This window comes from Trinickia sp. (genome assembly GCF_036503415.1).
Taxonomy (GTDB): domain Bacteria; phylum Pseudomonadota; class Gammaproteobacteria; order Burkholderiales; family Burkholderiaceae; genus Trinickia.
This window is the reverse complement of record NZ_DASXWY010000196.1, coordinates 69,826-92,065: the sequence shown is the minus strand read 5'-3', so window position 1 is coordinate 92,065 and position 22,240 is coordinate 69,826. Positions and strand designations below refer to the sequence as shown.

The window sequence follows — 22,240 nt, the reverse complement described above, 5'->3', positions numbered from 1 at the left end:
GCCGAACTCAGTGCGCCATCGCCGGGCCCGCACCGCGCCTTGGCTTGGTCACCCAGACGAGCATCGCGAGCAGCACGAACGCGATACATGAGATCCGAAAGAAGTCGTTGGTCGCCATCATGTAGCCCTGCTGCGTGACGACCTGGTTGATCTGAGCCGTGGCGCTGCTGCCCGCCATGCCGAGCATGCTCAGGGCGTCGCGATAGTGTTGCGTGGCGGCCGAGTAGGCATTGACCGACTCCGACAGCACCGCGTGGTGATAGACGGCATCGTTTTCCCAGTAGGTCGTGCTGATCGCGGTACCGATCGCGCCAGCCAGCGTACGCAGAAAGTTCGAGAGACCCGACGCGCTCGCGAGGCGTTCGTCGGGCACGCTCGAGAGCGTGATCGTGGTCATCGGCACGAAGAAACAGGCAACGCCGATACCCTGCACGATGCGCGGCAAGATGACGTGACTGAACGGCACGTCGAGCGTGAAGGTCCCGTTCCAGAGCGAGACGATCGCGAATACGGTGAAAGCGAGACTCGCCACCATTCTCAGATCGAGCCGGTGCATGTTGCGCCCGATGATCGGCGAGAGCACGAGCGCGAGCAAGCCGACCGGCGCGGTCGCCAGACCGGCGAGGCCCGCGGTGTATCCCATGACGGTCTGCAGCCAGAGCGGGAAGATCACCACGGACCCGAAAAACGCCATGTATCCGAAAAAAATGATCATCGCGCCCAGGGCGAAATTGCGGTCCTTGAAAAGGGTGAGGTCAATGACGGGGGTACGTTCCGTCGCCTCCCATATCAGCAGGAACGCCAGCGCCACAGCCGCAGTCAATGCGAGCCCCACGATGAATTGCGAGCTGAACCAATCGCGGTCCTTGCCGAGGTCGAGCATCATCTGCAGCGAGCCCACGCCCACCACGAGCAGGCCGAGGCCCACGCCATCGATGCGCTGGTGCGCGGTGGGCGTCTCGCGGCCACGCAGCAGAAAAAACGCCGCCGAGGCGGAGAGCAGGCCGATCGGCAGATTGATGTAGAAGATCCACGGCCAGCTGTAGTTGTCCGTGATCCAGCCGCCCATCACCGGACCGAAGATCGGCGCGACGATCACGGTCATCGCCCACAGCCCCAGCGCAAGGCCGCGCTTTTGCGGCGGGTACGAGCGCATTAGGATCGTCTGCGAGAGCGGCACCATCGGCCCCGAAACGAGCCCCTGGAGCAATCTGAATGCGATCAGCGATTCGAAGTTCGAAGCGAGGCCGCATAGCGCCGAAGCGATCGTGAATGCGAGCACCGCGAGCGTAAAAAGCCGCACTTCGCCAACGCGCCGCGCAAGCCAGCCCGTCAGCGGCACGGCGATCGCGGCCGCGACGGAGTACGACGAGATGATCCAGGTGCCGTCACTCGCGGCAACGGCCAGACTGCCCGAGATCGTCGGCACCGCCACATTGGCGATCGACGTATCGAGCACCTCCATGAAGGTGCCGAACGCCAGGCCCACCGTCAGCAGCGCGAGTGTAGCGCCCGTGAGCGGAGCGGGCGGGTCGGCTCGCCGAGGCGAAGCCGTCGAGGAAGCAGCGTTGCTCATTCATATCCCCTTGAATGGTCCATCGCCACAGCGTCGTGCCGCAGATGACGCCTGCTTGTCGAGCTGGCCGACAATATCGCGCTAATTGGTTGCCATGTCAATATTCATCTATGCAATCATTTTGTCGGCCGCGCGGTGACGTGTGTCCTGCTGTAATGAGGCGTAACCCGGCCGGGGCACGCACTGCGCTACCATCGCCGCATCGCAAGCCGGGTCCCACCTATGCAGTCCTCTCGAATTCACGCGCGCACCGCCGCGGGCGGCCGCCTCTCGGTGTTTCCTTTCCTGCCGGTCGTCAAGGCGGCCGCGTTGGCCGCCGCGCTCGCGCTCGCCGGCTGCGCCGTCGGGCCCGATTACCACCGGCCCGCGGCGTCCGTGCCTTCGTCGTTCAAGGAGGCACCGCCCGGATGGAAAGTGGCCGAGCCGGCCGATCGCCATGACCGCGGCCCCTGGTGGGCAATCTACGGCGATGCGCGGCTCGACGCGCTGATGACCCAGCTCGATACGGCAAACCAGTCGGTGGCCCAATTCGCGGCCGCGTACCGTCAGGCGCGCGCGCTCGTAGACGAAGCGCGCGCCGCGTATTTCCCCACGCTCGGCCTGTCGGGCAGCGCCACACGTTCGGGCCAGCAACTTTCGAGTGCATCGGCGTTCGGCACGACGCGCTCGCGTGTTTCGAACAGTTTCCAGATCGGGCTCGACGCCACCTGGGAGCCGGATCTCTGGGGCAAGGTCAGCCGTTCGGTCAGCGCCGAACGGGCCGGCGAACAAAGCGCCGCGGCCGAGCTCGCAAATGCCCGGCTCTCCGCGCAGGCGACGCTGGCCCAAACCTACTTTCAGTTGCGCGCCCTCGATTCGACGCAAAGACTGCTCGACGATACGGTGAAGGCCTACGGGCAGGCGCTGCAGTTGACGCAAAACCGTTACACACAGGGCGTTGCCGCGCGCTCGGACGTCATCCAGGCGCAAACCCAGTTGCAATCGGCCCAGGCCGCCGCGATCGACAACGGCGTCGCTCGCGCGCAAAACGAACATGCGATCGCCGTACTGGTGGGCGTCCCGGCCTCGACGTTCTCGATCGAACCGATCCCTCTCGAGGCCGAGCCGCCCGAAGTCCCGCTCGAGCTGCCTTCCGCGCTGCTCGAACGGCGGCCCGACATCGCCGCCGCCGAGCGCAAGGCGGCCGCGGCCAACGAGCAGATCGGCGTTGCGATAGCGGCTTACTTCCCGTCGCTGACGCTTTCGGCACAGGGCGGGTTCGAGAACTCAGTGTTCTCGAAGCTGCTCACGCTGCCTTCGCGGTTCTGGTCGGTCGGCCCCACGCTTGCGGCCACGCTCTTCGACGCGGGGCTGCGGCACGCGCAGACGGAAGCCGCGCGCGCCGCCTACGATCAGCAGGTCGCAGCCTATCGGCAGACTGTGCTAACGGCCTTCCAGGACGTCGAAGACAATCTCGCCTCGCAGCGCATTCTCGCGCGCGAGATCGTCGTGCAGCGGCAGGCGGTCGATTCGGCCCGGCAGGCGCTCGCCATCGTCACGAACGAGTATCGGGCGGGGACGGTCGGCTATGTGAACGTGTTGACCGCGCAAACCACGGCATTCGCCGCCGAGCAAAAACTGGCCAATATCGCGGGGCAGCGGATGGTGTCGTCGGTCGGGCTCGTGAAAGCGCTCGGCGGCGGCTGGGATGTCGCGCGCATGGCGGGTGAAGCTGCCACTGCGGCGGGCGCCGCGCCCGCCTCGGCACCGCTCGCGCGGTAATCGAGCGCGTTCGCGCTGTCTACCGCGTGTAGTCGAGCGCGACCGTGCCGGTACCCGTCGGGCGTCCGAGCAGGTTCAAGAGCCCGGCCAGATTGTCGCGCGCCTCGGGGGCCGAGTTCGCCTCGCCGTGAAACGATACGCCGCCGCCCGCGAGCGTTCCGTGACCGCTCAGCAGCAACGGACCTTTGAGCGTCGACAGATCGAGCGTGGACGCCGCTCCCTGCGCCTGCAGCACGACACGGTAGGAGCCGAGCGGCTTCACCTGCGAGACCCGCGAGACCATATCGTTGAGTCTCACATCGAAGCGGCCGAACAGGTTCCTGTGAATCAGGTGCCACTCCGTCCACGTAACGTGGACGCTGCCCTTGAGGTCGAGCGTATTGAACGGCGCCCCGAGGCCGTTCAGCAAGGCCGCCGGGAGCGCCATATCGCTCGCGGAGAGCCTGGCGCCGCCGAACGTCGCATCGACGGTTACGGGCCGCGGCATTGCATCGGTCTGCCGCACGCGGACGTGCAACCGTCCCGCCAACAACGGCCAAAACGCGGTTTGCCACTCGATGCGCCCGGGCAAGACCGTCGCGCCGCTCGCGTCCGGGCCCGCTGCGAGCATCAGTGTCGCGGAGCCGCTCCAAAGCGAGCCCTGCGGCTCGATCAAATTGATGTGCCCCTGTGTCGCCTTGGCCACCTGTGGTGTGATCCATGCGGCGGGAAGCAACACGAGCAGCACGGCGGTACAGGCCACGCCGGCAATCGCGAGCCAAGGCAACGCCGCGGCGATGCGGCGCATCCAGATGTTCATTCGTCGTTCTCTCGGGAAGCGTTTCGCTGCGTGTCAGTGGCCTGCACGCGCGGCCGACGGGGGCTGCAACGATGCCGTCAGATCGACCTGGCCGTCGACCTTGAGGGCCGTCGCATGCGCTTCCGCCACCTGGACCTTGAATTGCCGTCGGGCATCGTCGAGCCACATCGCCCAGGCCGCGAACGACGCATTCTTCAATTCGATGCGCACGGCGTCGCCGGCGAGCTGCACCTGCGGCGAGACGAAGCCGGCCTGCGTCAGCGAAGCGGCCAGCGCATCCTTGAGCGCAAGTCCCGTGGGCGCCGCTCCCTGCGCGGCCGGCGCGAGCGCGCGGGCCTCGTCCGCCTCGGCCGTCATTTGCGCGAGTTCGCGCTGCATGGCCGGCAACGCCGCGCGCAGCTCGGCACGTCCTTGCTGAGCCGGCGCCCACAGCACAGAGTAGGCGATCACGACCGCCAGCAGAGCGCCGCCCCATGTCAGCAGCGTTTTCTCGCGGGCCGTGCGTCCGGCCCAGAACCCCGCCCAAGCGTTGGCGAGCACGGTCAGGGTCTTCATTGTCCGCTCCGGTTTCTGATGGTCCATTTGCCCGTGTTGCTGTCGAACTGGCCCCCAAGGCCGTGCTGCGCGAGCCGTGTCAAAAAGTCCGGATCCGCACTGACGTTCGGCTTGAAGGTCAACTCGAGCCGGCGGTCGTGATAGTCGAGCGCCGCGATGCCATTGACGGGCAGGGACCCGAACGCGGCGGCAAGCCGCGATGCCAGCGAGAGGAAATCGTCCGGCGACATCTGACCTGCGGCAAGCCGCAGGCGCTCGAGCTGCGATTTCATCTGCGCCGGCGGATCGAGGACGGCGGCCGTCTTCGGAAACGCGTTCAGCAGCAATTCGGTCATCTGCGCGTTGAGCGCGTCGCGCTCGCGTGCCAGCATGAACCACTGCACATTCGCACTGACGATGGCGACGACGAGCGACGCGGCGATGAGGCCGATCGGCACGCGCAGCCGCCTCACGGTCGCGCGATCGAGCCGCCATGGCCGAGACTCGAACTCGAACTGGCAAAGATCGAAGCGAGCGTCGAGTGCCGCGCGGGCGAGGCTCTCGAACGACAACGCGGCGGCTGTGGCAGTCGCGGCGACATGGGTACCGTATGGCGCCGGCGCATCGAGCCGCGGCTCGCTTCCGGGCAAGCCGGTGAGCTCGAAGAGCTCGAACGCGTGACCGCCCGCCAGCGCCGACAGCGTCGAGGCGAGCATCGAAGCCGGCACGGCAAGACCCTCGCCGAGTGCACCGCGTGCGATGGCTACTTCGACCCGCGGCTCGTTCGTCGCGAGCGGCGCGGGGGAGCCGCCTGCCGCCGTCTCGGCCAGGATGGCGGGCGCCGTTTCGCCGATCGCGCCGAGCAGCGCGGCCACGACAGGCTGCGGCTCAGCAATGAGCGGTGCGGAGACGACGGATGCGGCGGGCTGCAGCGGTGCTGCCGCCGGCGCGAGTCCGGCTTCGGCAAGCGCCGGCTCGGGCTCCGTGACCGGAGCCGCGCCTGCGGGCGCAGGCAGGCATCGCGTCACCGGAACGGCACGCAAGCTTCGATGTCCCGCCGCCGAGAACGCCTCCACGATGAAACGGAACCACCCCCGGTCGATGACCGCGAGCACGCGAGCGCCGGTTGGAAGCGGCTGCGGATCGAGCGCGACATGGCACGTCGCCGCGTCCTGGATCAGCCGGTCCTCCACGACGTTCGGCAGCGCCTGTCTGAGCCGCGGGCCTCTAAGCGGCGGCAGCATCGCCGCGAGCATCAGGACGTCGCGCGCGGCGACGATCAGGACGGTCGTCGAAGCGCGCGGCAAAAAGGCGAGTTCCGCGCGGCCCGCGCGTTCCTTGCGGCCGCCCTTGTCGAACAGGACGAAGGGCATCTCGGGCAGTTGCCACTCCTGCGACGGCACTGCCGGGTCGCGCGGCGGCAAAAATACGATCAACGTGCTCAAAGGCCGTTATCTCCTGGTTGGCTCAGGTCTTCGCAAACCGTCTCAAGGCGCGTCCTCGACTCGCACGATGCGAGTCGAATGCGTCAATGGGTCGCGATAGACGAGGGTCGTGCGATCGACTTCGGCGCGCCGATGCTGCACGCGGCCATGGACGAAAAAATAGCTCGTCGTGACGTCGATGGGAATCGAATTCGCGTCCGACGCCTGGGGCGGTGCGCCGGCGCCGCGCAAAGCCAGCGTCACGTCGCCGGTGTTTCGAAAAAATACGGTCTGGCGCCGCGAAACGAATGCCTGTGCCGTCGAAACCGTCATGCCCGGCGTAATAGCGGCGACCACTTCGGCCGGGGCGGTATTCATGTTGATCGGCGTTTGCGTCGGCAACACCGTCACGAACGGGCGCAACCGCTCGACGATCTCCGGTGTAAAGCCCGGTACGTTCAGCAGCGAATCGACGCTCGTCATCTGCAGCGGTACATCGCCCGAGTCGTCGTCGGTATCCTGAAGCCCGGGTTTGCTCGTGAAATTATTGCCTCCCACCGCACCGCCGAGTTGCTGCGGCTGAGCGTTGCCCGTCAACGGATTGTTCTGCGCCTGAAAACGCGTGGCCGATTGCTTGAGCGACGCGCGTATGTAAACCGCCGTTTTCCTCGCGAGTTGCTGCCCGGCAAAGCCGAACGATTGCAATAAGCGCTGGAAGGCGAGCGTCTGCTGAATGTCGATCTGCAACTGCCCGGGCGCCGGTATGGAGACGAGATTGCGAAGATTGAACTTGCCCTGCGCGTCTTCGATGGAGCCCGATACATACGTGTCTTCGCCTTGCCCCGCCTGCGCGGCGCCGATTTTGCCGAGAAAGTCCGAAAGCTTCGTTTTGGCAATCGGAACCGCCCAGACGCCGCCAAGATACGTGACGGTCGGCGCCGTATCGGCTTCGGCACGCAAAATGAGCCGCGTCCAGTCGAGCGCGCCGCGCGAGACCCATTGCGCCTGCGCCAGCAGACGCTGGTTCTCGATGCGGCGCACCTGGATCTGTTGCCGCCAGAGCACGCTTGCGACCAGTATCGCGGCCAGGGTGACGACGAAAAGCGCGGTGACGATCGCGGCGCCGCGCTCGTTCGCGCGCTCACGCGGCGCGCCAACAGGCGCGCGCGAGGTCATACGGCGGCGAACGGCAGGAACGCGAAGGCGCATCGTCACTCTCCGACCAGAAAGACGCGCTTGATCGGCGCGTGCAGGGACGTGGCGCCGATGCTGAGTTCGAGCCCCTTGACCGCGCGATCGAGCGGCGCGTTGCCGAATTGCGGCACTTTGAGATTGTTGGCGTTTCGCGCGATTTCGTCGCTGACCTCGCTCATCTGCGTGGTCCATCCGACGCGCGGCACGAAGAGCCGCGCGTTGATCGCGCCGACACCGCCGATCAACGGCACCGCGCTCCACGCACCGGCGCCGCTCGAGGCATCGAGCAGCCGGCGCAAGTCCCCGGCCGTCGCGACCGGTGGCGAGGCGTAGCGCGTCACGCGCCCGTTCGCGATCTGATACCTGACCACCTGCAAGCGCGGCGCTTCGCCTGCCATGCCGAAATGCCGCACGATTTGCAGCGTACTGCCGGCGACGGACACGGACGGTTGCCCGACTTCGTCTTCGGTGGCGGCTTCGCGCGCATCGATGCCAACCTGATCGAACAGCTGGACGAAGACCCGCTCGTCTTCCATCGCATTGGTAATCGCCTGTCGCGCCCGAATGATCTGCTCGAGCCCGCGCCATGAGAGCACGGCGATGACAGCGAGAATCGCGATCGCGACCATCAGTTCGATCAAGGTGAACCCGCCCGTGCGCCGCGAGCGCCGCGCGGCATCAGAGCGCACGGTTCGTCTCATTGGCCACCACCGTGACGAGTTGGGCGAGCACGCCGTCTTCCCCAGGTACCGTCACGGAGACCTCGACGCGCCGAAAGACCGGGTTGGGCGTCGCCGCGACGCGCTCCGTGCACGACAACGGTTGGTTGCCCTGCGAGCAATCGAACGTGCGCGCGCCGATATCGGGCCACTGCCGGGCGAGATAGAGTTGCGCGAGGGCGTTCTCGGCGCTCCATCCGGCGAGCAGACGCCGGTGCAGGCCGGCTTCGTCTGTCGCGAGCATCGCGCTCGCGCGCAACGCCGCCGCCAGGGCGACGGCAATGATCGCGAGCGCAACGAGCACCTCGATCATCGTGAAACCGTTCGGTCGGACAAGACATCTTGCGCGGCTTGCGCGCCGGGTGAGCAAGGGTAGGCGTGCAGGCATCGTCAGCGCACCTCGAAGCGGCCGTTTCCGGTGCCGACGACCGTGACGCGGCCGACCTCCGAAAAAAGCGTGACGGTCACCGCGGCGCCGATGCTTTCCACCCCGAATACGATGCGATCGGGATGGACATCGGAGCCGGGGTAATCGATCGCGACGTCGGTGATGCCGGCTTCCCACCGCCTCTCGCGCAACAGCTCGTCGCGCTGCAGCGGCCGCCAACCGTCGTCGGTACGGATGTCGAACCGGTAGCCGCCCGCCACCGGCTGCCATGCAATCGGCCGCGCCCGCACCTGGGCTTCGTCGGAGGCCGATTCGAACAGCAACGCAAGGCGCTGCGCCTGCTCCTTCAGGTCCGTGCGCGGATTGCGGGTGATCGACACCGACGCGAGCGACACGAGCAGCCCGGCAATCACGAGCACGACGAGCATTTCGAGCAGCGTAAAGCCACGCACGCGCGCGTACGTGGCTTTACGAAAACACAGGCGGCTCGTCGTCGAATCGGGCATCGTCGGTTACCAGGATGCGGCGTCCAGGGGGCATCGCAACGGACTTATTGCCACGACCCGATATCGGCGTCGTTGCCTTCGCCGCCTGCTTTGCCGTCGGCGCCGAAGCTGAACACATCGATTTCCCCGTGTACGCCTGGATTCAGATACTGGTAAGGATGCCCCCAGGGGTCGGTCGGCAGCTTGTCGAGATAACCGCCGTCCTTCCAGTTATTGGGTACCGGATCGGTCGTCGGCTTGCTGATGAGCGCCTGCAGCCCTTGGTCTTGCGTCGGATAGCGGCCATTGTCGAGCCGGTAGAGATCGAGCGCCTGCCTGATCGAGCCGATGTCCTGCTTGGCGGCGACGCGGCGCGCTTCGTCGGGACGGCTCATGATCTTGGGCACGATCAGCGCGGCCAGAATGCCGAGAATCGCGATGACGACCATGATTTCGATCAGCGTAAAGCCGCGCTGGCGCCGTGCACGCGCCGATTCCAGCTCCATATGACGTCGGGTCCATCTTTGCATCATTCCTACCTCGTTCTCAAAAAGTTTGGCCAAAAACGCCGCTGCGTCCGGCGCTCGATTCGGCCCGTGATTGTAATGTCGGACCGTCCGCGCGCCAGGTCACGCGCAAACCGATCAATACTTCGTACAATGGCTGCATGAACACTCTACAAGTCCGCCTGCTATCTTTTGTCGCCTTCGCGATTCTTTGCGCGACACTAACCTACTGGGTCGTGCTTCTCACCGCCCGGCCGCCGGCCCCGCCGCCCGCCGCATCGGTGGCGCCGGCCGTGTCCGTCGAAGACGCCACCACGCTTTTCGGCGGCAAGCTCACGCGCGAAGTGAACCGGAGCATCAAGCTTTTCGGCATTCTTGCGCTGAGCAAAGGCGCCGCCGCCATCGTCAGTGTCGGCGACGAACCGCCGCACGCGATCTCGCTCGGCGGCCGGCTCGGCGAAGATTCGACGCTTGCGCAAGTGCGCGCGCGTTCGATCATCGTCGATCACAACGGCGCACGCTCCGAGGTATTTTTGCCGAGTACCGTCACGGGCCCCACGATCTACGTGCGCTGATGCGTCGCCAGCCTGTACAGCCGGCCCACACGGTACACCCGATACGCCTGCTGGCGTCGTCACCCGCTCGCGGGCGCCTTCACTGAACCATATTGTTCAGATCGATGATCGGCAGCATCACCGCGAGCACGATGACGAGTACGACACCGCCCATCGCAAGAATCAGCAACGGCTCGAGCAGGCTCGTCAGAAACATCGTCCTGCGCTCGAGTTCGCGCGCCTCACCCTCGGCCGCGCGATCGAGCATCGTCGTCACATCACCCGTCGCTTCACCCGAACGAATCAAATGCACGAGCACGGGAGGAAACGTTTTCACGTTGCCGAGCGAACGCGACAGCGAGGTCCCTTCGCGCACGCGCACGATTGCATCGTCGACGTTGCCTTTCATCGCGCGGTTGTTCAACGTTTCACCGGCTGCCTGAAGCGCGCGCAGGATCGGCACGCCCGCCGCGCTCAGAATCGCAAGCGTGCTGGCGAAGCGCACGGTGTTGTACCCGCGCACGAGCTTGCCGGCAAGCGGCGCGGTCAGCAGCCATCTGTCGAACGCGAGGCGGGGAGCTTGTTGCGCGAGAATGCCACGTACCGCGAACACGACGAGACCTACCCCGATCAGAATCGCCCACCACCAGTGCCGCACGAACCCGGAGAGCGCCATCATGAACACCGTGATGAACGGCAACTGCTGTTTGGTACTGGCGAACACATTCACGACTTGCGGCACGACGTAGCTGAGCAGAAACGTCACGATGCCGAATGCGATCATCGTGACGATGGCCGGATAGGTGAAGGCCAGCACGATTTTCTGCGTGAGTGCGTTGCGCTGCTCGATGTAATCGGCAAGCCGCGACAGCACGAGTCCCAGCTTGCCCGTGTGCTCGCCCGCGGCAACCAGCGCGCGGTAGATATCCGGAAAATCGCGCGGATGTTGCTCGAGCGCGTTGGCGAGCGAATGTCCGCCGAGCACCTCGGCGCGAATCGCGGCGACGAGCTCACGGATGTAGTCGCGCTCGGCCTGTTCGGTCAGCACGGCAAGCGCCTCGTCGAGCGGCAACCCCGCCGTCAGCAGGCTCGCGAGCTGACGCGTGAGAATCGCCTGCTCGCGCTGCGACAGCTTGCGTCCGAGCGCGAGGCGCCGGCTGCGCTCGCCGCGCGCCGCGCTACCCGCGGGCTCGACAACGAGCGGCGTCAGGCCCTGCGTGCGCAGCTGCGCGCGTGCGGAACGGGCGCTGTCGGCATCGAGCACGCCTTTTTGGGCATGCCCGACGGTATCGATGGCTTCGAATCGAAATGCCGGCATGCGTGTTAAGCCCCGCCCGTCACGCGAATCAGCTCTTCAAGCGATGTCACGCCCGACGCGAGCCATCGTTCGCCGTCCTCACGCAGCGTGCGCATGCCTTGGGCGCGGCCGGCCTTCAGAATCTCGGCGTCGGCGGCATTGTGGTGAATCATCGTGCGAATCGCATCGTCGATGATGAGCAGCTCATAGATACCGCGCCGGCCCGAGTACCCCGAGCGGGCGCATTTGTCGCAGCCGACGGGATGCCAGTGCGTGTGTCCTTCCTCGACGCGCTCTTCCTTGCAGACGGGGCAAAGCCGGCGCACGAGCCGCTGCGCGAGCACGCCGAGCAGCGAGGAGGCAAGCAGGTAGGGCTCGACACCCATATCGGTGAGCCGGGTCACGGCGGACGCGGCGTCGTTCGTATGCAGCGTCGCGAGCACGAGGTGGCCCGTGAGCGACGCCTGCACTGCGATTTGCGCGGTTTCGAGATCGCGGATCTCGCCGATCATGATGATGTCCGGATCCTGGCGCAGGATCGAGCGAAGCGCGCGAGCGAACGTCATGCCGATACGCTCGTTGACCTGCGTCTGGCCGATACCCGGCAGGTCGTACTCGATCGGATCCTCGACAGTCATGATGTTGCTCGAGGCCGTTTCGAGCCGCGACAGCGAGGCATAAAGCGTCGTCGTCTTACCCGAACCCGTCGGGCCCGTGACGAGGACGATGCCGTGCGGCCGCGAAATCAGGCGATCGAAGCGCTCGAGCGTATCGGGCCCCATACCCAGCGCCTCGAGATTCAGGTGCTGGGCGTCTTTCTCGAGCAGGCGCAGCACCGCCCGCTCGCCGTGCCCGGTGGGGAGGGTCGACACGCGCACATCGACGGCGCGGCCACCGACGCGCAAGGTAATCCGTCCGTCTTGCGGTAGTCGTTTCTCCGCGATATCGAGCTGGGCCATGATCTTGATGCGCGAGATCAATGCGCCGTGCAGCGCCTTTTTCGGGCGCACGACATCGCGCAGCGTGCCGTCGACGCGAAATCGCACGACCGACGCATTCTCGAACGGCTCGATATGGATGTCCGACGCATGCTCGCGCGCGGCCTGCGTGAGCAGCGCGTTGATCATGCGGATGATCGGCGCGTCGTCTTCCGATTCGAGCAAGTCCTCGACTTCGGGAATGTCCTGCATGAGACGCGAGAGATCGACTTCGCCTTCGACTTCGCCGACGACTTGCGCGGCGCTGCCGTCATGACGCTCGTAGGCGCGGTTGATCGCCTGCGCGAGCTCGTCGGCGGGCAAGCGCACCGCGGTCAACGCGCCGAAATTACGCGCGACTTCCGAAAGCGCCGCTGCGTTCGTGCGGTCGCTGATCCAGACCTCGATGCCTTCGGGCCCTTGATGAGCGACGAGAATCTGGCCGTTGCGGGCAAAGCCGTACGGCAACAGGCGAGCGGCGAGCGGCGAGGGCGCCTCGCGCTCGGCCACCGGTTCCGACGTCGCCTGCGTGACCATCAGCTTCCTCCCTGCGAGACGCCCGGGTTCGACGGCCGAACGCCTTGCTGAGGCGGATTCGCCGTCGACGGATCCGCCGTGCCGGGGGCACCGCCGACAGACGGACTCGCATTGCCCGTGCCCGGCGCGGCGCCACCTTGCTGAGCGGGCCCGGGCGGAGCCGCCATTGCGCCGCTCGCCTGCGGCGTCATGCGCCGCAAGTCGAACAGGTTGCTTGATGGCCGTGCGCCCTCGGCCGGGCCTGGCGGAACAGCGGGCAACTGTGGCACGTTCTTGTCGCGGATCAGGCGGTTGTCGGTTTGATAGCCGAGTTGCTGATCGCGCATGAGGTCGTAGCGGTTTTCCGCGATGGCCGTGCTGTCTTCCAGATCGCGCACGATGACCGGGCGCAGGAAAATCATCAGATTGTCCTTTTGCCGGTTCTTGTTTTCGCTGCGGAACAACTGGCCGATCCAGGGAATGTCGCCGAGCAGCGGCACCTTCGAGTTGCTCGCGCTGTAGTTGTCGCCGATCAGCCCGCCGAGCACGACGATCGATCCGTCGTCGGCAAGCACCGTCGACTGCACCGAGCGCTTGTTGATCGAAAAACCGCCGTTCGACGCGCTGTTGTTGATCGTCGCCTGATCGACCGACGATACCTCCGTGTACAGCTGCAGCTTCAATATGCCGCCGTCGGTGATCTGCGGTTTGATGTGCAGCACCGTGCCGACGTCTTGCCGGTCGAATGTATTGAAGGCATTGACGCCCGTCGCGGAGCTCGTATTCGTGGTGTACGACCCCGAGGGAATCGGCACGTTCTGGCCGACGATGATTCTCGCTTCCTCGTTGTCGAGCGTCATGAGGTTCGGCGACGACAGCACATTGGCGTCGCTCGACTGACTGAGGGCCTGCAGCAAGCCGCCTAGCCCGAAGATATTGCCGAAGCGATGCAGCAGGCCGATGTTCAGTCCGTTCGGCAAAATCGGGGTGCTGGATCCCGGATTCAGCGAGCTGATCGCGCTCGAGAGATTGCCCGATGACGCGGCGCCGCCCGCCAGCGCCGTCAGATTAACGATGTTGCTCGTGCTTCCGCCGAAGTTGGACCCCCCGTAGACACCGTTGTTGCCGCTGTTCGACAGCAGCGCGCCTTGCCATTGAATGCCGAGGTTGGCAGCGCTCGATGCTTGCAGCTCGACGATCAGCGCTTCGATATAAACCTGGGCACGGCGCGCATCGAGCTGGTCGATCACCGCCCGCAGGTTCCGGTACACCGGATCGGACGCCGTGATGATCAGCGAATTCGTGGCCGCATCGGCCTGGATCATGCCGCCGGGCGGATTGTTGTCCTCATTGCCGCCGCCTTGCCGATTGCTCGAAAAGCTGCGGTTACCGCCCAGGCCGCCCGAACCCGAACCCGAGCCCGCGCCCGAGCCATAGTTGCCGCCCATCGAGCCCGAGCTCGACGAGCTGCCGAACGACGAGGGCAGTGGAGGCACACCGGGCGTTCCGGTAGAGGTCGCACTGCCGCCTCCGCCACCCTCGTTGAACGAGCCGGCATTGTTCGATTCGGCGCTCGACCCCGTCGTTCCCTCGGAGCCGCCTTTGCCCATCATGCCGCGCAACGTCTTGGCAAGCTGCACGGCGTTGGCGTTGCGCAGATGCACGACATGCATGTTGCCGGGCTGCGAGCTGGGCGCGTCGAGCTGCTGCGCGAGCTTTTTCGCGGCGGCGAGCCGCGCCTTGTTCGACGCGCGCAAGAGCAGCGAATTCGTGCGCGGATCGGGCGTGACCGAAACCTTCAGCGTTGCGTCGGTGCTGCCGATCGCGCCCGGGTCGAGCAGCTTGGAGAGCTGCTGGGCCACATCGACGGCGATCGCGTTCCTGAGCGGCACGACCTCGATTTGACGACCCGCGGCGTTGTCGACGCCCGCGATGATCGACCCGATGCGCCGCACGTTATCGGCATAATCGGTCACGACGAGCGTGTTGTTGGCGGGATAGGCGGCAATGGTGTTGTTCGGCGAAATGAGCGGCCGCAGGACGGGCAGCAGGTTGTTCGCCGATTCGTTGTGCAGCTCGAAGACCTGCGTGATGACCTGATCGCCGCGCGCCGGCGTGGAATTGCCGAAGTAGGTCGGCACGCCCTGCAGCTTCGCATCGGCCTCGGGCACGACCTTCAGTACGCCGTGGTCCTGCACGAGGGAGAACCCCTGCATGCGCAACGCCGATTCGAGCGTCTTGATCGCCTGCTCTTCGGGGACGGGGTGTTCCGAGACGAGATTCAACTGCCCTTTGACGCGCGGGTCGACGATGATGGTCTTTCCCGTCGCCGCGCCGATCGCCTTGGCCACCTGGTCGATGTCGGCGTTGACGAAGTTGAGCGTGACTTCCGCATGCGCGCCCTGCGCAACGACGAGACCGGCCATCAGCAACGCGGCTGCGATCCGGCGCAATGCCTTACGGTTTCTTATCATGGAATAGGAATCAATGCGAAATTGCTAGGTTGCGGCCCTCGGCACAAAGCCCCGCTCGCGCCCTCGGTCATGCCGCCGCCGAAGTTAAGGTCGAACATTAGCAGCTTTTCATGTCCCGACAATCACAAACCCCGAACTTGGGCAGCGATTCACCGGCTACGATTGCGGGACAAGCCTCGGCGCGCCATTCGTAAGGAAAATGTCGGCGTCGCTGCGCGCTAACCGATCGTTACCTTTTTGTCGGCGGGCAACGGTCTTATGTCTGCCGGCCTGCTGTGCGCATACGGCGCCAGCCGCTATGATACGAGCGGTATTTCGGATCGCACGCTCGCGCGGGCCCGGGGTTTTCCCTTGATCGGCGCGCGGACATGCCATTCGGGTAATTCGAACGACAATAGACTGGGAGGGTCGGTCCGGCGATGAAACGGGCAATCGTCATTCTGGTATTCAGCCTGGCCGGCTGGTCGGCAAGCAGTGCCGCGCGCGCCGATTGCTTCGACGAGGCCGCGCGCTATCAGAAGGTCAACCCGCTCGTGTTGCGCGCCATCGCGTGGCAGGAATCGCATAACCGGCCCGACGCGCTCCATAAGAACGACAACGGCTCGGTCGATTACGGCCTCATGCAGATCAATTCGGTTCACCTGCCCACGCTCTCGCAGTACGGTATCTCCACCGGCACGCTGATGGAGCCGTGCAAGAACGTTTATGTTGCCGCCTGGCATCTGCGCCAGAAGATGAACAAATACGGCAACAGCTGGCGGGCCATCGGCGCCTATCACTCCGAAACGCCCTCGCTGCGCGACCGGTACGCGCGGCAGATCGCCGATATCCTCACGCGCTGGAAGCTCATTTCCGCGTCGCGCTAAGCAGCGATAAGCGCGCCGCGCAGGGCGCGCGGCACCGGCCTTCGGGCGTTTGGTGCACAATGCTCGCTGCGCCGCCTCATTTCCGGGCGTCTTGCACTCTTTCGCCCACTCGATGTCCACCCTCATGAACCAGCCCACCTTGCCCGTCACCGTGTTGTCGGGCTTTCTCGGCGCGGGCAAGACCACGCTGCTCAACCACATTCTCGCCAATCGCGCCGGCTTGCGCGTGGCTGTTATCGTCAACGATCTCGCCTCGGTCAACGTCGACGCCTCGCTCGTGCGCGGTGCCGCCGCGCTCTCGCAGTCCGAGGAACGTCTGGTCGAACTGTCCAATGGCTGCATTTGCTGCACGCTGCGCGAGGACCTGCTCGCCGAAGTGCGCCGTCTTGCCGACGAGCACCGATTCGATGCGCTCGTCATCGAATCGACGGGCGTGGCGGAACCCATGCCGATCGCCGAGACATTCGCCTTCGCGGACGACGACGGGGCCACGCTCACCGATGTCGCGCGCCTCGACACAATGGTCACCGTCGTCGACGCACTCAACTTTTTGCGCGACTACGAATCGTCCGAGGCGCTCGCCGAGCGCGGGCTTGCATCGAGCGAGGAGGACGATCGCACGCTCGTCGAATTGCTCGTCGAGCAAGTCGAGTTCGCCGACGTGCTCATCGTCAACAAGGCGGATCTCGTGGATGCCGATTCGCTCGCGCGCTTGCAAGGCATACTCGCCGGGCTCAACCCGCGCGCGCGGCAGATCGTCAGTACCTTCGGTGCCGTCCCGCTCGCCGAAGTCGTCGGTACGGGGCGTTTCGATTTCGACGAAGCGGCAAGCGCGCCCGGCTGGCTCGCTTCGCTCAACGGCGATCATGAACACGATCATGTGCACGACGACGGTACGCATGAGCATGGGCATGGGCATGACCACGAACCGGACGGCGAAGCGCAAAAATATGGGATCGACAGCTTCGTTTACCGCGCTCGGCGGCCCTTCTCGCCCGAGCGGCTCTGGGCACTGCTGCACGACAGCGCGTCATGGCGCAATGTACTGCGCAGCAAGGGCTTTTTCTGGCTCGCGACGCGTAACGATGTCGTAGGTTCGTTTTCGCAAGCGGGCAGTGCATGCCGCCACGGGCCGGCAGGCTTCTGGTGGGCTGCCCAGCCGCGCGACGAGTGGCCCGACGATGACGAGCTCGCCGCGGAAATCGCGGCCGACTGGCACGGCGCACCGAACGATATGTCGATCGGCGACCGTCGCCAGGAACTGGTCTTGATCGGCGTCTCGCTCGATGCCGGTCATTGGCAGGCCAAGCTCGACGCCTGTCTCTTGACGGACGAAGAATATGCGCTCGGACCGCTTGGCTGGTCCGCACTTGCCGATCCATTCCCGGCCTGGGACCTCGACGCCGAGGACGAAGAGCACGGCGGCACAGGACAGATCGTTCGTTAGGAATCGCTCGTCAGCGACGAGGGACGAGGCCGACCGGCGCGACGCTTACGCACTCAATAAAAAAACCCGCCTGAGGGCGGGTCTCGAACAAACGTCGAGCTGCAAGCATCAGCGCTTGTTGACCGCATCCTTGAATGCCTTGCCAGCCGTGAACTTGACCGTCTTCGCGGCCGGAATCTTGATGGTCTCGCCCGTCTTCGGGTTACGGCCGGTGCGAGCGGCGCGCTTGCCCGAGCCGAAGCTGCCGAAGCCGATCAGCTGAACCGCGTCGCCCTTCGAGACTGCCTTCTTGATCACTTCGAGAAGCGTATCCAGCGTTTCGCCGGTCTGAGCCTTGCTAGCGCCCGTCTGAGCCGCGACGGCGTCGATCAGTTCCTGTTTGTTCATTAACGTTCCTCTTTATCAGATTGAAATGACACGGACAGCGCGAACACGCGCCGTTATACGTACGCAAGCTGTGCCGTCGAGTAGCTGTGGCGAAGCCAGCGCCCCCGGCTGCCGCGAACCCAGCGCGCGGCCGTCGTGCGGCGCTTGCTATGATAGCTCAGCGCAAACCCAATAACGGCAAGGGTTTCAAAGAATTTAACGCTTCTTAACCTTGTCGGTGCTGGGTTTCCCGCATTGTCGTACCCGAAAAGCCCGTCTGCCAAGGGCTTTCGGGGTATCGGCGAGCTGCGACGTTGGATTTTGCCAACGTTCGGGGAAAGCCCGGATGACGGGCGCCCGCAGCGGTTTCGCCGTCATTCGAACCTCGTGCCGCATGCCCGGATCGAGCCGGGCCGGCCGCAACCGCCTCATGTTCTCCCTGCCATGACTCATCCACTCGTGCCCGCCACCCTCGTTTTTCGCGGCGACGGCACACCGTACTCGCCGCGCTTCGACGACATCTATCACAGCGCGTCAGGCGCGCTCGCGCAGGCGCGGCACGTGTTCCTCGGCGGCAATGCATTGCCGCAACGCTGGCAAGGACAGCGCCTTTTCACGATCCTCGAGACGGGATTCGGCATCGGCGTCAATTTCCTCGCCACCTGGGCCGCATGGCGCGCCGATCCCGGGCGTTGCGAGCGGCTTGCGTTCGTGTCGGTCGAAAAGCATCCGTTTCCGGCCGCCGATTTGGGCGCTCTGCACGACAAGCTCGTTGCCGGCACAACCATCGCGCCGCTTGCCGCCGAGCTCGTGAAAGCGTGGCCGCCGCTCATCGGTGGCATCCATCGGCTTTCGTTCGAGGGCGGCCGCGTGACACTGACGATCGTGTTCGGCGATGCGCTCGAATGGCTGCCCAAGCTCTGGCTGCGCGCCGATGCCTTTTATCTCGACGGCTTCGCCCCGGCCAAGAATCCCGATATGTGGGCGCCATCCGTGTTCAAGTCGCTGGCGCATGTGGCCGGCACCTTCGCCACGCTCGCCACCTACACTTGCGCGGGAGATGTTCGGCGGGGGCTCGAAGCCGCCGGCTTCGCCTGCGAAAAAGCGGCTGGTTTCTCCGGCAAGCGCGACATGCTCGTCGGCCGCTTTGCTCCCCGCTGGCGTGTTCGCCGGCACGAACCGCCGCTGCCGTTTTCGGTGGCGCAACGTCACGCCGTCGTCATCGGTGCGGGCATGGCCGGCTGCGCGCTCGTGGAGCGATTGGCCGCGCGGGGGTGGCAGGTCACATTGCTCGACCGGAACACCCGAATGGCGAGCGAAGCGTCGGGCAATCCGGCGGGCGTATTTCATCCATTGCTCTCGCGCGATGAAAGCGTCGCTACACGCATCTCGCGCGCTGGCTTTCTCATGGCGTTGCAGAGTTGGCGCGCGCTCGAAGCGCGCGGTCACGATTTCGCACGTACCGATCGAGGCCTGCTGCATCTGCCGGCCGATGCGCACGAAGCGCGCTCGCTGGCCGATGCGATCGATGCCTATCGCTATCCCGATACGTTCGTTCGACACGTGTCGTCCATCGAAGCAACCGACCTTGCCGGTGTGACGCTCGGTCGCGACGGCTGGTTCTACCCCCGAGGCGGCTCGCTCGATCCCGCCTCGCTATGTGCCGCGCTGTGCGCCGAGGCCGGCATCGCGCTCGATTGGCGTGCCGGAGTTCGAGTCTCGCGCATCGAACGCGAAGGCTCCGCTTGGAGCGTGCTCGATGAAACCGGCCATGTCCTCGCCCGCGCCGAAGTCGTCGTGTTCGCCAATGCTCATGAAGCGGCGCGGATCGCCGGTCTGCGTCACGCCCCAACGCGGATCGTGCGTGGACAATTGACGCGGCTACCTATCGGTACGGAGCTGCGTGTGCCGTTGATCGGCGAGGGTTATGCCGTGCCGCTCGCCGACGGGTTGCTTGCGGGCGCAACCTACGGGATCGACGACGCCGACAGCACTTCGCGCGAACTCGATGACGCGGAAAACATCGCCCGACTCGCGCAACTCGTGCCGGCGTGGGCGGAGCAACTTGCGGCGCTCGATACGTCGGCTCTCGCCAGCCGTGTCGCATTCCGCTGCGTGACGAGCGACCGTCTGCCGATGATCGGGCCGCTCGCCGACGAAGCGCTGTGCGCGCAGCACGCCAGCGCATTGGCCGGTGCGTGGCCGCTCGATCTGCATCGCTCGCCGGGCCTTTACGGGGCATTTGCCTTCGGTTCGCGGGGACTCGTCTGGTCGACGCTCGCCGCCGAGCTCGTCGCCTCACAGCTGGAAGGCGAGCCATGGCCCATCGAACGCGAACTGGCCGAAGACCTGGATCCGGCCCGCTACTTTCTGCGGGCCTTGCGCCGGGGCAGTGTGCAGCCGTCATGAACCTGGAGAGGGAGCTTATCCACCGAGAGCTGTGGATAAGCCATCGAAGCCAACATGAAATGGCTGTGAACGGAGCGTGGACGTAAACGGGACAACTTGCCGATTCGCCGGAAGCGATGAAAGTTGTTCTCGGAAAGGGCTGCCGTCCGCACATGCTGCCCGTGCGGTTATGCGGTCGGCAACTGCTTGATTCGCCTCGGTAAACGGCCGTTATCCACAGAAATGGCCGGGCCTTGTTAACTGCTACTACTTGTATACATACGTAAACCTGTAAACCCTAGAGCCCCGCGTGCCGCTGCCGGAAACGACGAGCCGCAGCGGGGAATATCGACCGCAACCATCGGATGAATTTTCCTATTCGGTTCTCGTTGACGATCATTCCTACCGAATTGACCGCCGTTCGATGTGGATTCGTTCCAAATCGAGCAAGCTGTGGCACAATCCGCGTTTCTTCCAGCATGAGTTGCGCGTTGGCGAATCGAGGCACCACTCGCCAACGGAACGGCGCCAGCCGAATCGGAATCACAGACGAGAGCGGCAGCGTCCCGTCCTAATTGTCCCGCCGGGGAGCGAGCTCGCCGGCACATCGTCGTTGCGCACGGCTCGAAGCCCAGCGCCCGCGACCCTCATCGAACCCGCCGGCGCGGTGCGCCGGTTCGGCAAATACACTGATCCGACATGCCGCTTCGTCCTCTCAGGCGGAGCGGACTGTCCGTAAAGGAGAAGCTATCTCATGAAATCGGCGTTTTCCTTCCTTCCGAGCTGGCCGTTCGCGACGAATGCGGTCTTCTGGGCAGGACTCGCCTTGCTCGTCGCAGGGCTGTGCGGCGAGCTCTGCTATCGCGCATGGCGCCTGCCGCGTATTTCGGGCTATGCGGTCATCGGACTCATCGCCGGTTCGGCTGGGGTCGGCGCCATCGATGCCGGCATGGGCGCGACATCGCGGCTTTTACTCGACGTCGCATTGGGCCTGCTGCTGTTCGAACTGGGCAGCCGTCTCGATCTTCGGTGGATTCGCCGTAACCCCTGGCTCATCGCCTCGAGCCTCGCCGAGGCGACGCTCACCTTCGCCCTCGTGCTGATCGTCTTGTTGTTCGCCAAGGTGGCGCCGCCGGTCGCAACGGTGCTGGCTGCCATTTCGATGTCGACTTCGCCCGCCATGGTGATTCAGCTCAAGACGGAGTTGCGCGCGGAAGGGCAGGTGACGCAGCGGCTTCTCACGTTGACGGCGCTCAACAGCATGTATGCGGTCGTCGTCGAAAAGCTCGTCTCGAGCTGGCTGCACCAGGAAGTGTACGGAAACGTTTTTGCCACGATCGTCCAGCCGGTCTATCTGCTCGTCGGCTCGCTCGTCGTCGCCTATCTGCTCGCGCGCGCCTGCATGTTCTTTTTCAAACGCATGAATATGCAAGACGAGCATTCGTTCGTTGCGCTGTTCGGCCTCGTACTGCTTGCGATCGCGATCGCGAATATTTTCAAGCTTTCGACGATCCTGAGCCTCCTGGCCGCCGGCATCATCGTCAAAAACCTCGAGCAAAAGCCGCAACTGTGGCCTCAGCATTTCGGCACGGCCGGATGGCTGCTGACGGTGATTCTCTTCGTGCTGACGCTGACGTCGTTCGAGTGGCACGATATCGCGCTCGGTGGCGTGGCGGCGCTCGGCCTCATCGTCGCGCGCTTCGTTGCGAAGCTCGTCGGCGTGCTGGCGTTCGCGAAACCGAGCGGCCTGGGGTGGAACCAGGGCATCGCGCTCGGCGTGTCGCTCGCGCCGATGTCGGCGCTTGCCTATCTGCTGGCCGACGACACTTATCAGCTCTATCCGCAGTTCGATCCGACGCTGCGTGCCATCGTCATGTGTTCGATCGCGGTGCTGCAGATCGTGGGACCATGGATCGTCTACCGCAGCCTGACGCTCGTCGGCGAGCGCCGCGAGTAAGCGCCGCTGCGC

19 protein-coding genes are annotated in these 22,240 nt (G+C 65.1%); 6 read left to right on the top strand and 13 right to left on the bottom strand.

All coding sequences use genetic code 11. The annotated features are described in order from the left end of the window. Positions 1-7: 7 nt before the first annotated feature. The gene (locus VGL01_RS23440; protein WP_331573624.1) at positions 8-1,576 is read right to left on the bottom strand and encodes a DHA2 family efflux MFS transporter permease subunit; all 1,569 of its coding nucleotides are present in this window, start codon (positions 1,574-1,576) and stop codon (positions 8-10) included. A 222-nt stretch (positions 1,577-1,798) separates the two neighbouring features. On the opposite strand from VGL01_RS23440, the gene VGL01_RS23435 reads away from it, so the two are divergent. Then, a complete protein-coding gene (locus VGL01_RS23435) occupies positions 1,799-3,337 on the top strand; it encodes an efflux transporter outer membrane subunit (protein ID WP_331573622.1) in 1,539 nt (512 codons plus the stop codon). Between the two features lie 19 nt (positions 3,338-3,356). On the opposite strand, the gene VGL01_RS23430 is transcribed toward VGL01_RS23435, so the two are convergent. Genes VGL01_RS23430 through gspG form a run of 8 tightly spaced genes read right to left on the bottom strand, consistent with a single transcriptional unit; the run spans position 3,357 to position 9,410 of the window. Then, positions 3,357-4,136 (bottom strand): type II secretion system protein N, encoded by a 780-nt coding sequence (locus tag VGL01_RS23430; protein WP_331573620.1) that lies wholly within the window; start codon positions 4,134-4,136, stop codon positions 3,357-3,359. 33 nt (positions 4,137-4,169) lie between these two features. After that, complete coding sequence (locus VGL01_RS23425) at positions 4,170-4,691, bottom strand: type II secretion system protein M (RefSeq protein WP_331573618.1); 522 nt, start codon at positions 4,689-4,691, stop codon at positions 4,170-4,172. After that, a complete protein-coding gene (gene gspL / locus VGL01_RS23420) occupies positions 4,688-6,115 on the bottom strand; it encodes a type II secretion system protein GspL (RefSeq protein WP_331573616.1) in 1,428 nt (475 codons plus the stop codon). The genes VGL01_RS23425 and gspL overlap by 4 nt, the downstream gene beginning before the upstream one ends. Positions 6,116-6,157: 42 nt before the next feature. Beyond that, positions 6,158-7,303 carry a type II secretion system minor pseudopilin GspK gene (gene gspK, locus VGL01_RS23415; RefSeq protein ID WP_414720329.1) on the bottom strand — a complete coding sequence of 382 codons (1,146 nt, stop codon included), beginning with the start codon at positions 7,301-7,303 and terminating at the stop codon, positions 6,158-6,160. A gap of 2 nt (positions 7,304-7,305) precedes the next feature. Then, a complete protein-coding gene (locus tag VGL01_RS23410) occupies positions 7,306-7,989 on the bottom strand; it encodes a PulJ/GspJ family protein (protein ID WP_331573614.1) in 684 nt (227 codons plus the stop codon). Next, complete coding sequence (gene gspI / locus VGL01_RS23405) at positions 7,967-8,395, bottom strand: type II secretion system minor pseudopilin GspI (protein ID WP_414720328.1); 429 nt, start codon at positions 8,393-8,395, stop codon at positions 7,967-7,969. Before gspI ends, VGL01_RS23410 begins: the two co-directional genes overlap by 23 nt. A gap of 2 nt (positions 8,396-8,397) precedes the next feature. Beyond that, a complete protein-coding gene (locus VGL01_RS23400; protein ID WP_331573612.1) occupies positions 8,398-8,901 on the bottom strand; it encodes a GspH/FimT family pseudopilin in 504 nt (167 codons plus the stop codon). A 44-nt stretch (positions 8,902-8,945) separates the two neighbouring features. Continuing rightward, on the bottom strand, positions 8,946-9,410 hold the full coding sequence (gene gspG / locus VGL01_RS23395) for a type II secretion system major pseudopilin GspG (RefSeq protein WP_331573646.1): 465 nt from the start codon (positions 9,408-9,410) through the stop codon (positions 8,946-8,948). A 137-nt stretch (positions 9,411-9,547) separates the two neighbouring features. On the opposite strand from gspG, the gene VGL01_RS23390 reads away from it, so the two are divergent. Then, positions 9,548-9,961 carry a hypothetical protein gene (locus VGL01_RS23390; protein WP_331573610.1) on the top strand — a complete coding sequence of 138 codons (414 nt, stop codon included), beginning with the start codon at positions 9,548-9,550 and terminating at the stop codon, positions 9,959-9,961. A gap of 79 nt (positions 9,962-10,040) precedes the next feature. Here the strand turns inward: VGL01_RS23390 and gspF are convergent, their stop codons facing one another. From gspF to gspD, 3 genes are read right to left on the bottom strand one after another with little or no spacing between them, the layout of a single operon-like run. Next, a complete protein-coding gene (gene gspF, locus VGL01_RS23385; RefSeq protein WP_331573607.1) occupies positions 10,041-11,258 on the bottom strand; it encodes a type II secretion system inner membrane protein GspF in 1,218 nt (405 codons plus the stop codon). A gap of 5 nt (positions 11,259-11,263) precedes the next feature. Further along, positions 11,264-12,751, bottom strand: a complete 1,488-nt coding sequence (gene gspE, locus VGL01_RS23380; RefSeq protein WP_331573605.1) for a type II secretion system ATPase GspE — start codon at positions 12,749-12,751, stop codon at positions 11,264-11,266. After that, positions 12,751-15,204 carry a type II secretion system secretin GspD gene (gspD, locus tag VGL01_RS23375; protein WP_331573603.1) on the bottom strand — a complete coding sequence of 818 codons (2,454 nt, stop codon included), beginning with the start codon at positions 15,202-15,204 and terminating at the stop codon, positions 12,751-12,753. Before gspD ends, gspE begins: the two co-directional genes overlap by 1 nt. A 419-nt stretch (positions 15,205-15,623) precedes the next feature. On the opposite strand from gspD, the gene VGL01_RS23370 reads away from it, so the two are divergent. Next, positions 15,624-16,070, top strand: coding sequence for a lytic transglycosylase domain-containing protein (locus VGL01_RS23370; RefSeq protein ID WP_331573602.1), 447 nt, complete (start codon positions 15,624-15,626; stop codon positions 16,068-16,070). Positions 16,071-16,194: 124 nt separating this feature from the next. Next, a complete protein-coding gene (locus VGL01_RS23365) occupies positions 16,195-17,517 on the top strand; it encodes a GTP-binding protein (protein WP_331573600.1) in 1,323 nt (440 codons plus the stop codon). A gap of 108 nt (positions 17,518-17,625) precedes the next feature. On the opposite strand, the gene VGL01_RS23360 is transcribed toward VGL01_RS23365, so the two are convergent. Beyond that, the gene (locus VGL01_RS23360) at positions 17,626-17,904 is read right to left on the bottom strand and encodes an HU family DNA-binding protein (RefSeq protein ID WP_006401505.1); all 279 of its coding nucleotides are present in this window, start codon (positions 17,902-17,904) and stop codon (positions 17,626-17,628) included. Between the two features lie 423 nt (positions 17,905-18,327). On the opposite strand from VGL01_RS23360, the gene mnmC reads away from it, so the two are divergent. Together mnmC and VGL01_RS23350 are read left to right on the top strand one after the other, a co-directional pair. After that, a complete protein-coding gene (mnmC, locus tag VGL01_RS23355; protein WP_331573599.1) occupies positions 18,328-20,292 on the top strand; it encodes a bifunctional tRNA (5-methylaminomethyl-2-thiouridine)(34)-methyltransferase MnmD/FAD-dependent 5-carboxymethylaminomethyl-2-thiouridine(34) oxidoreductase MnmC in 1,965 nt (654 codons plus the stop codon). Positions 20,293-21,025: 733 nt separating this feature from the next. Further along, a complete protein-coding gene (locus VGL01_RS23350; protein ID WP_331573598.1) occupies positions 21,026-22,228 on the top strand; it encodes a cation:proton antiporter in 1,203 nt (400 codons plus the stop codon). Positions 22,229-22,240: the final 12 nt, after the last annotated feature.

Bases quoted from the DNA above. Each gene is read 5' to 3' on its own strand.
- VGL01_RS23440 (WP_331573624.1), bottom strand. From the start codon at position 1,576: ATGAGCAACGCTGCTTCCTCGACGGCTTCGCCTCGGCGAGCCGACCCG.
- VGL01_RS23435 (WP_331573622.1), top strand. From the start codon at position 1,799: ATGCAGTCCTCTCGAATTCACGCGCGCACCGCCGCGGGCGGCCGCCTC.
- VGL01_RS23430 (WP_331573620.1), bottom strand. From the start codon at position 4,136: ATGAACATCTGGATGCGCCGCATCGCCGCGGCGTTGCCTTGGCTCGCG.
- VGL01_RS23425 (WP_331573618.1), bottom strand. From the start codon at position 4,691: ATGAAGACCCTGACCGTGCTCGCCAACGCTTGGGCGGGGTTCTGGGCC.
- gspK (WP_414720329.1), bottom strand. From the start codon at position 7,303: ATGCGCCTTCGCGTTCCTGCCGTTCGCCGCCGTATGACCTCGCGCGCG.
- VGL01_RS23410 (WP_331573614.1), bottom strand. From the start codon at position 7,989: ATGAGACGAACCGTGCGCTCTGATGCCGCGCGGCGCTCGCGGCGCACG.
- gspI (WP_414720328.1), bottom strand. From the start codon at position 8,395: ATGCCTGCACGCCTACCCTTGCTCACCCGGCGCGCAAGCCGCGCAAGA.
- VGL01_RS23400 (WP_331573612.1), bottom strand. From the start codon at position 8,901: ATGCCCGATTCGACGACGAGCCGCCTGTGTTTTCGTAAAGCCACGTAC.
- gspG (WP_331573646.1), bottom strand. From the start codon at position 9,410: ATGCAAAGATGGACCCGACGTCATATGGAGCTGGAATCGGCGCGTGCA.
- VGL01_RS23390 (WP_331573610.1), top strand. From the start codon at position 9,548: ATGAACACTCTACAAGTCCGCCTGCTATCTTTTGTCGCCTTCGCGATT.
- gspF (WP_331573607.1), bottom strand. From the start codon at position 11,258: ATGCCGGCATTTCGATTCGAAGCCATCGATACCGTCGGGCATGCCCAA.
- gspE (WP_331573605.1), bottom strand. From the start codon at position 12,751: ATGGTCACGCAGGCGACGTCGGAACCGGTGGCCGAGCGCGAGGCGCCC.
- gspD (WP_331573603.1), bottom strand. From the start codon at position 15,204: ATGATAAGAAACCGTAAGGCATTGCGCCGGATCGCAGCCGCGTTGCTG.
- VGL01_RS23370 (WP_331573602.1), top strand. From the start codon at position 15,624: ATGAAACGGGCAATCGTCATTCTGGTATTCAGCCTGGCCGGCTGGTCG.
- VGL01_RS23365 (WP_331573600.1), top strand. From the start codon at position 16,195: ATGAACCAGCCCACCTTGCCCGTCACCGTGTTGTCGGGCTTTCTCGGC.
- VGL01_RS23360 (WP_006401505.1), bottom strand. From the start codon at position 17,904: ATGAACAAACAGGAACTGATCGACGCCGTCGCGGCTCAGACGGGCGCT.
- mnmC (WP_331573599.1), top strand. From the start codon at position 18,328: ATGACTCATCCACTCGTGCCCGCCACCCTCGTTTTTCGCGGCGACGGC.
- VGL01_RS23350 (WP_331573598.1), top strand. From the start codon at position 21,026: ATGAAATCGGCGTTTTCCTTCCTTCCGAGCTGGCCGTTCGCGACGAAT.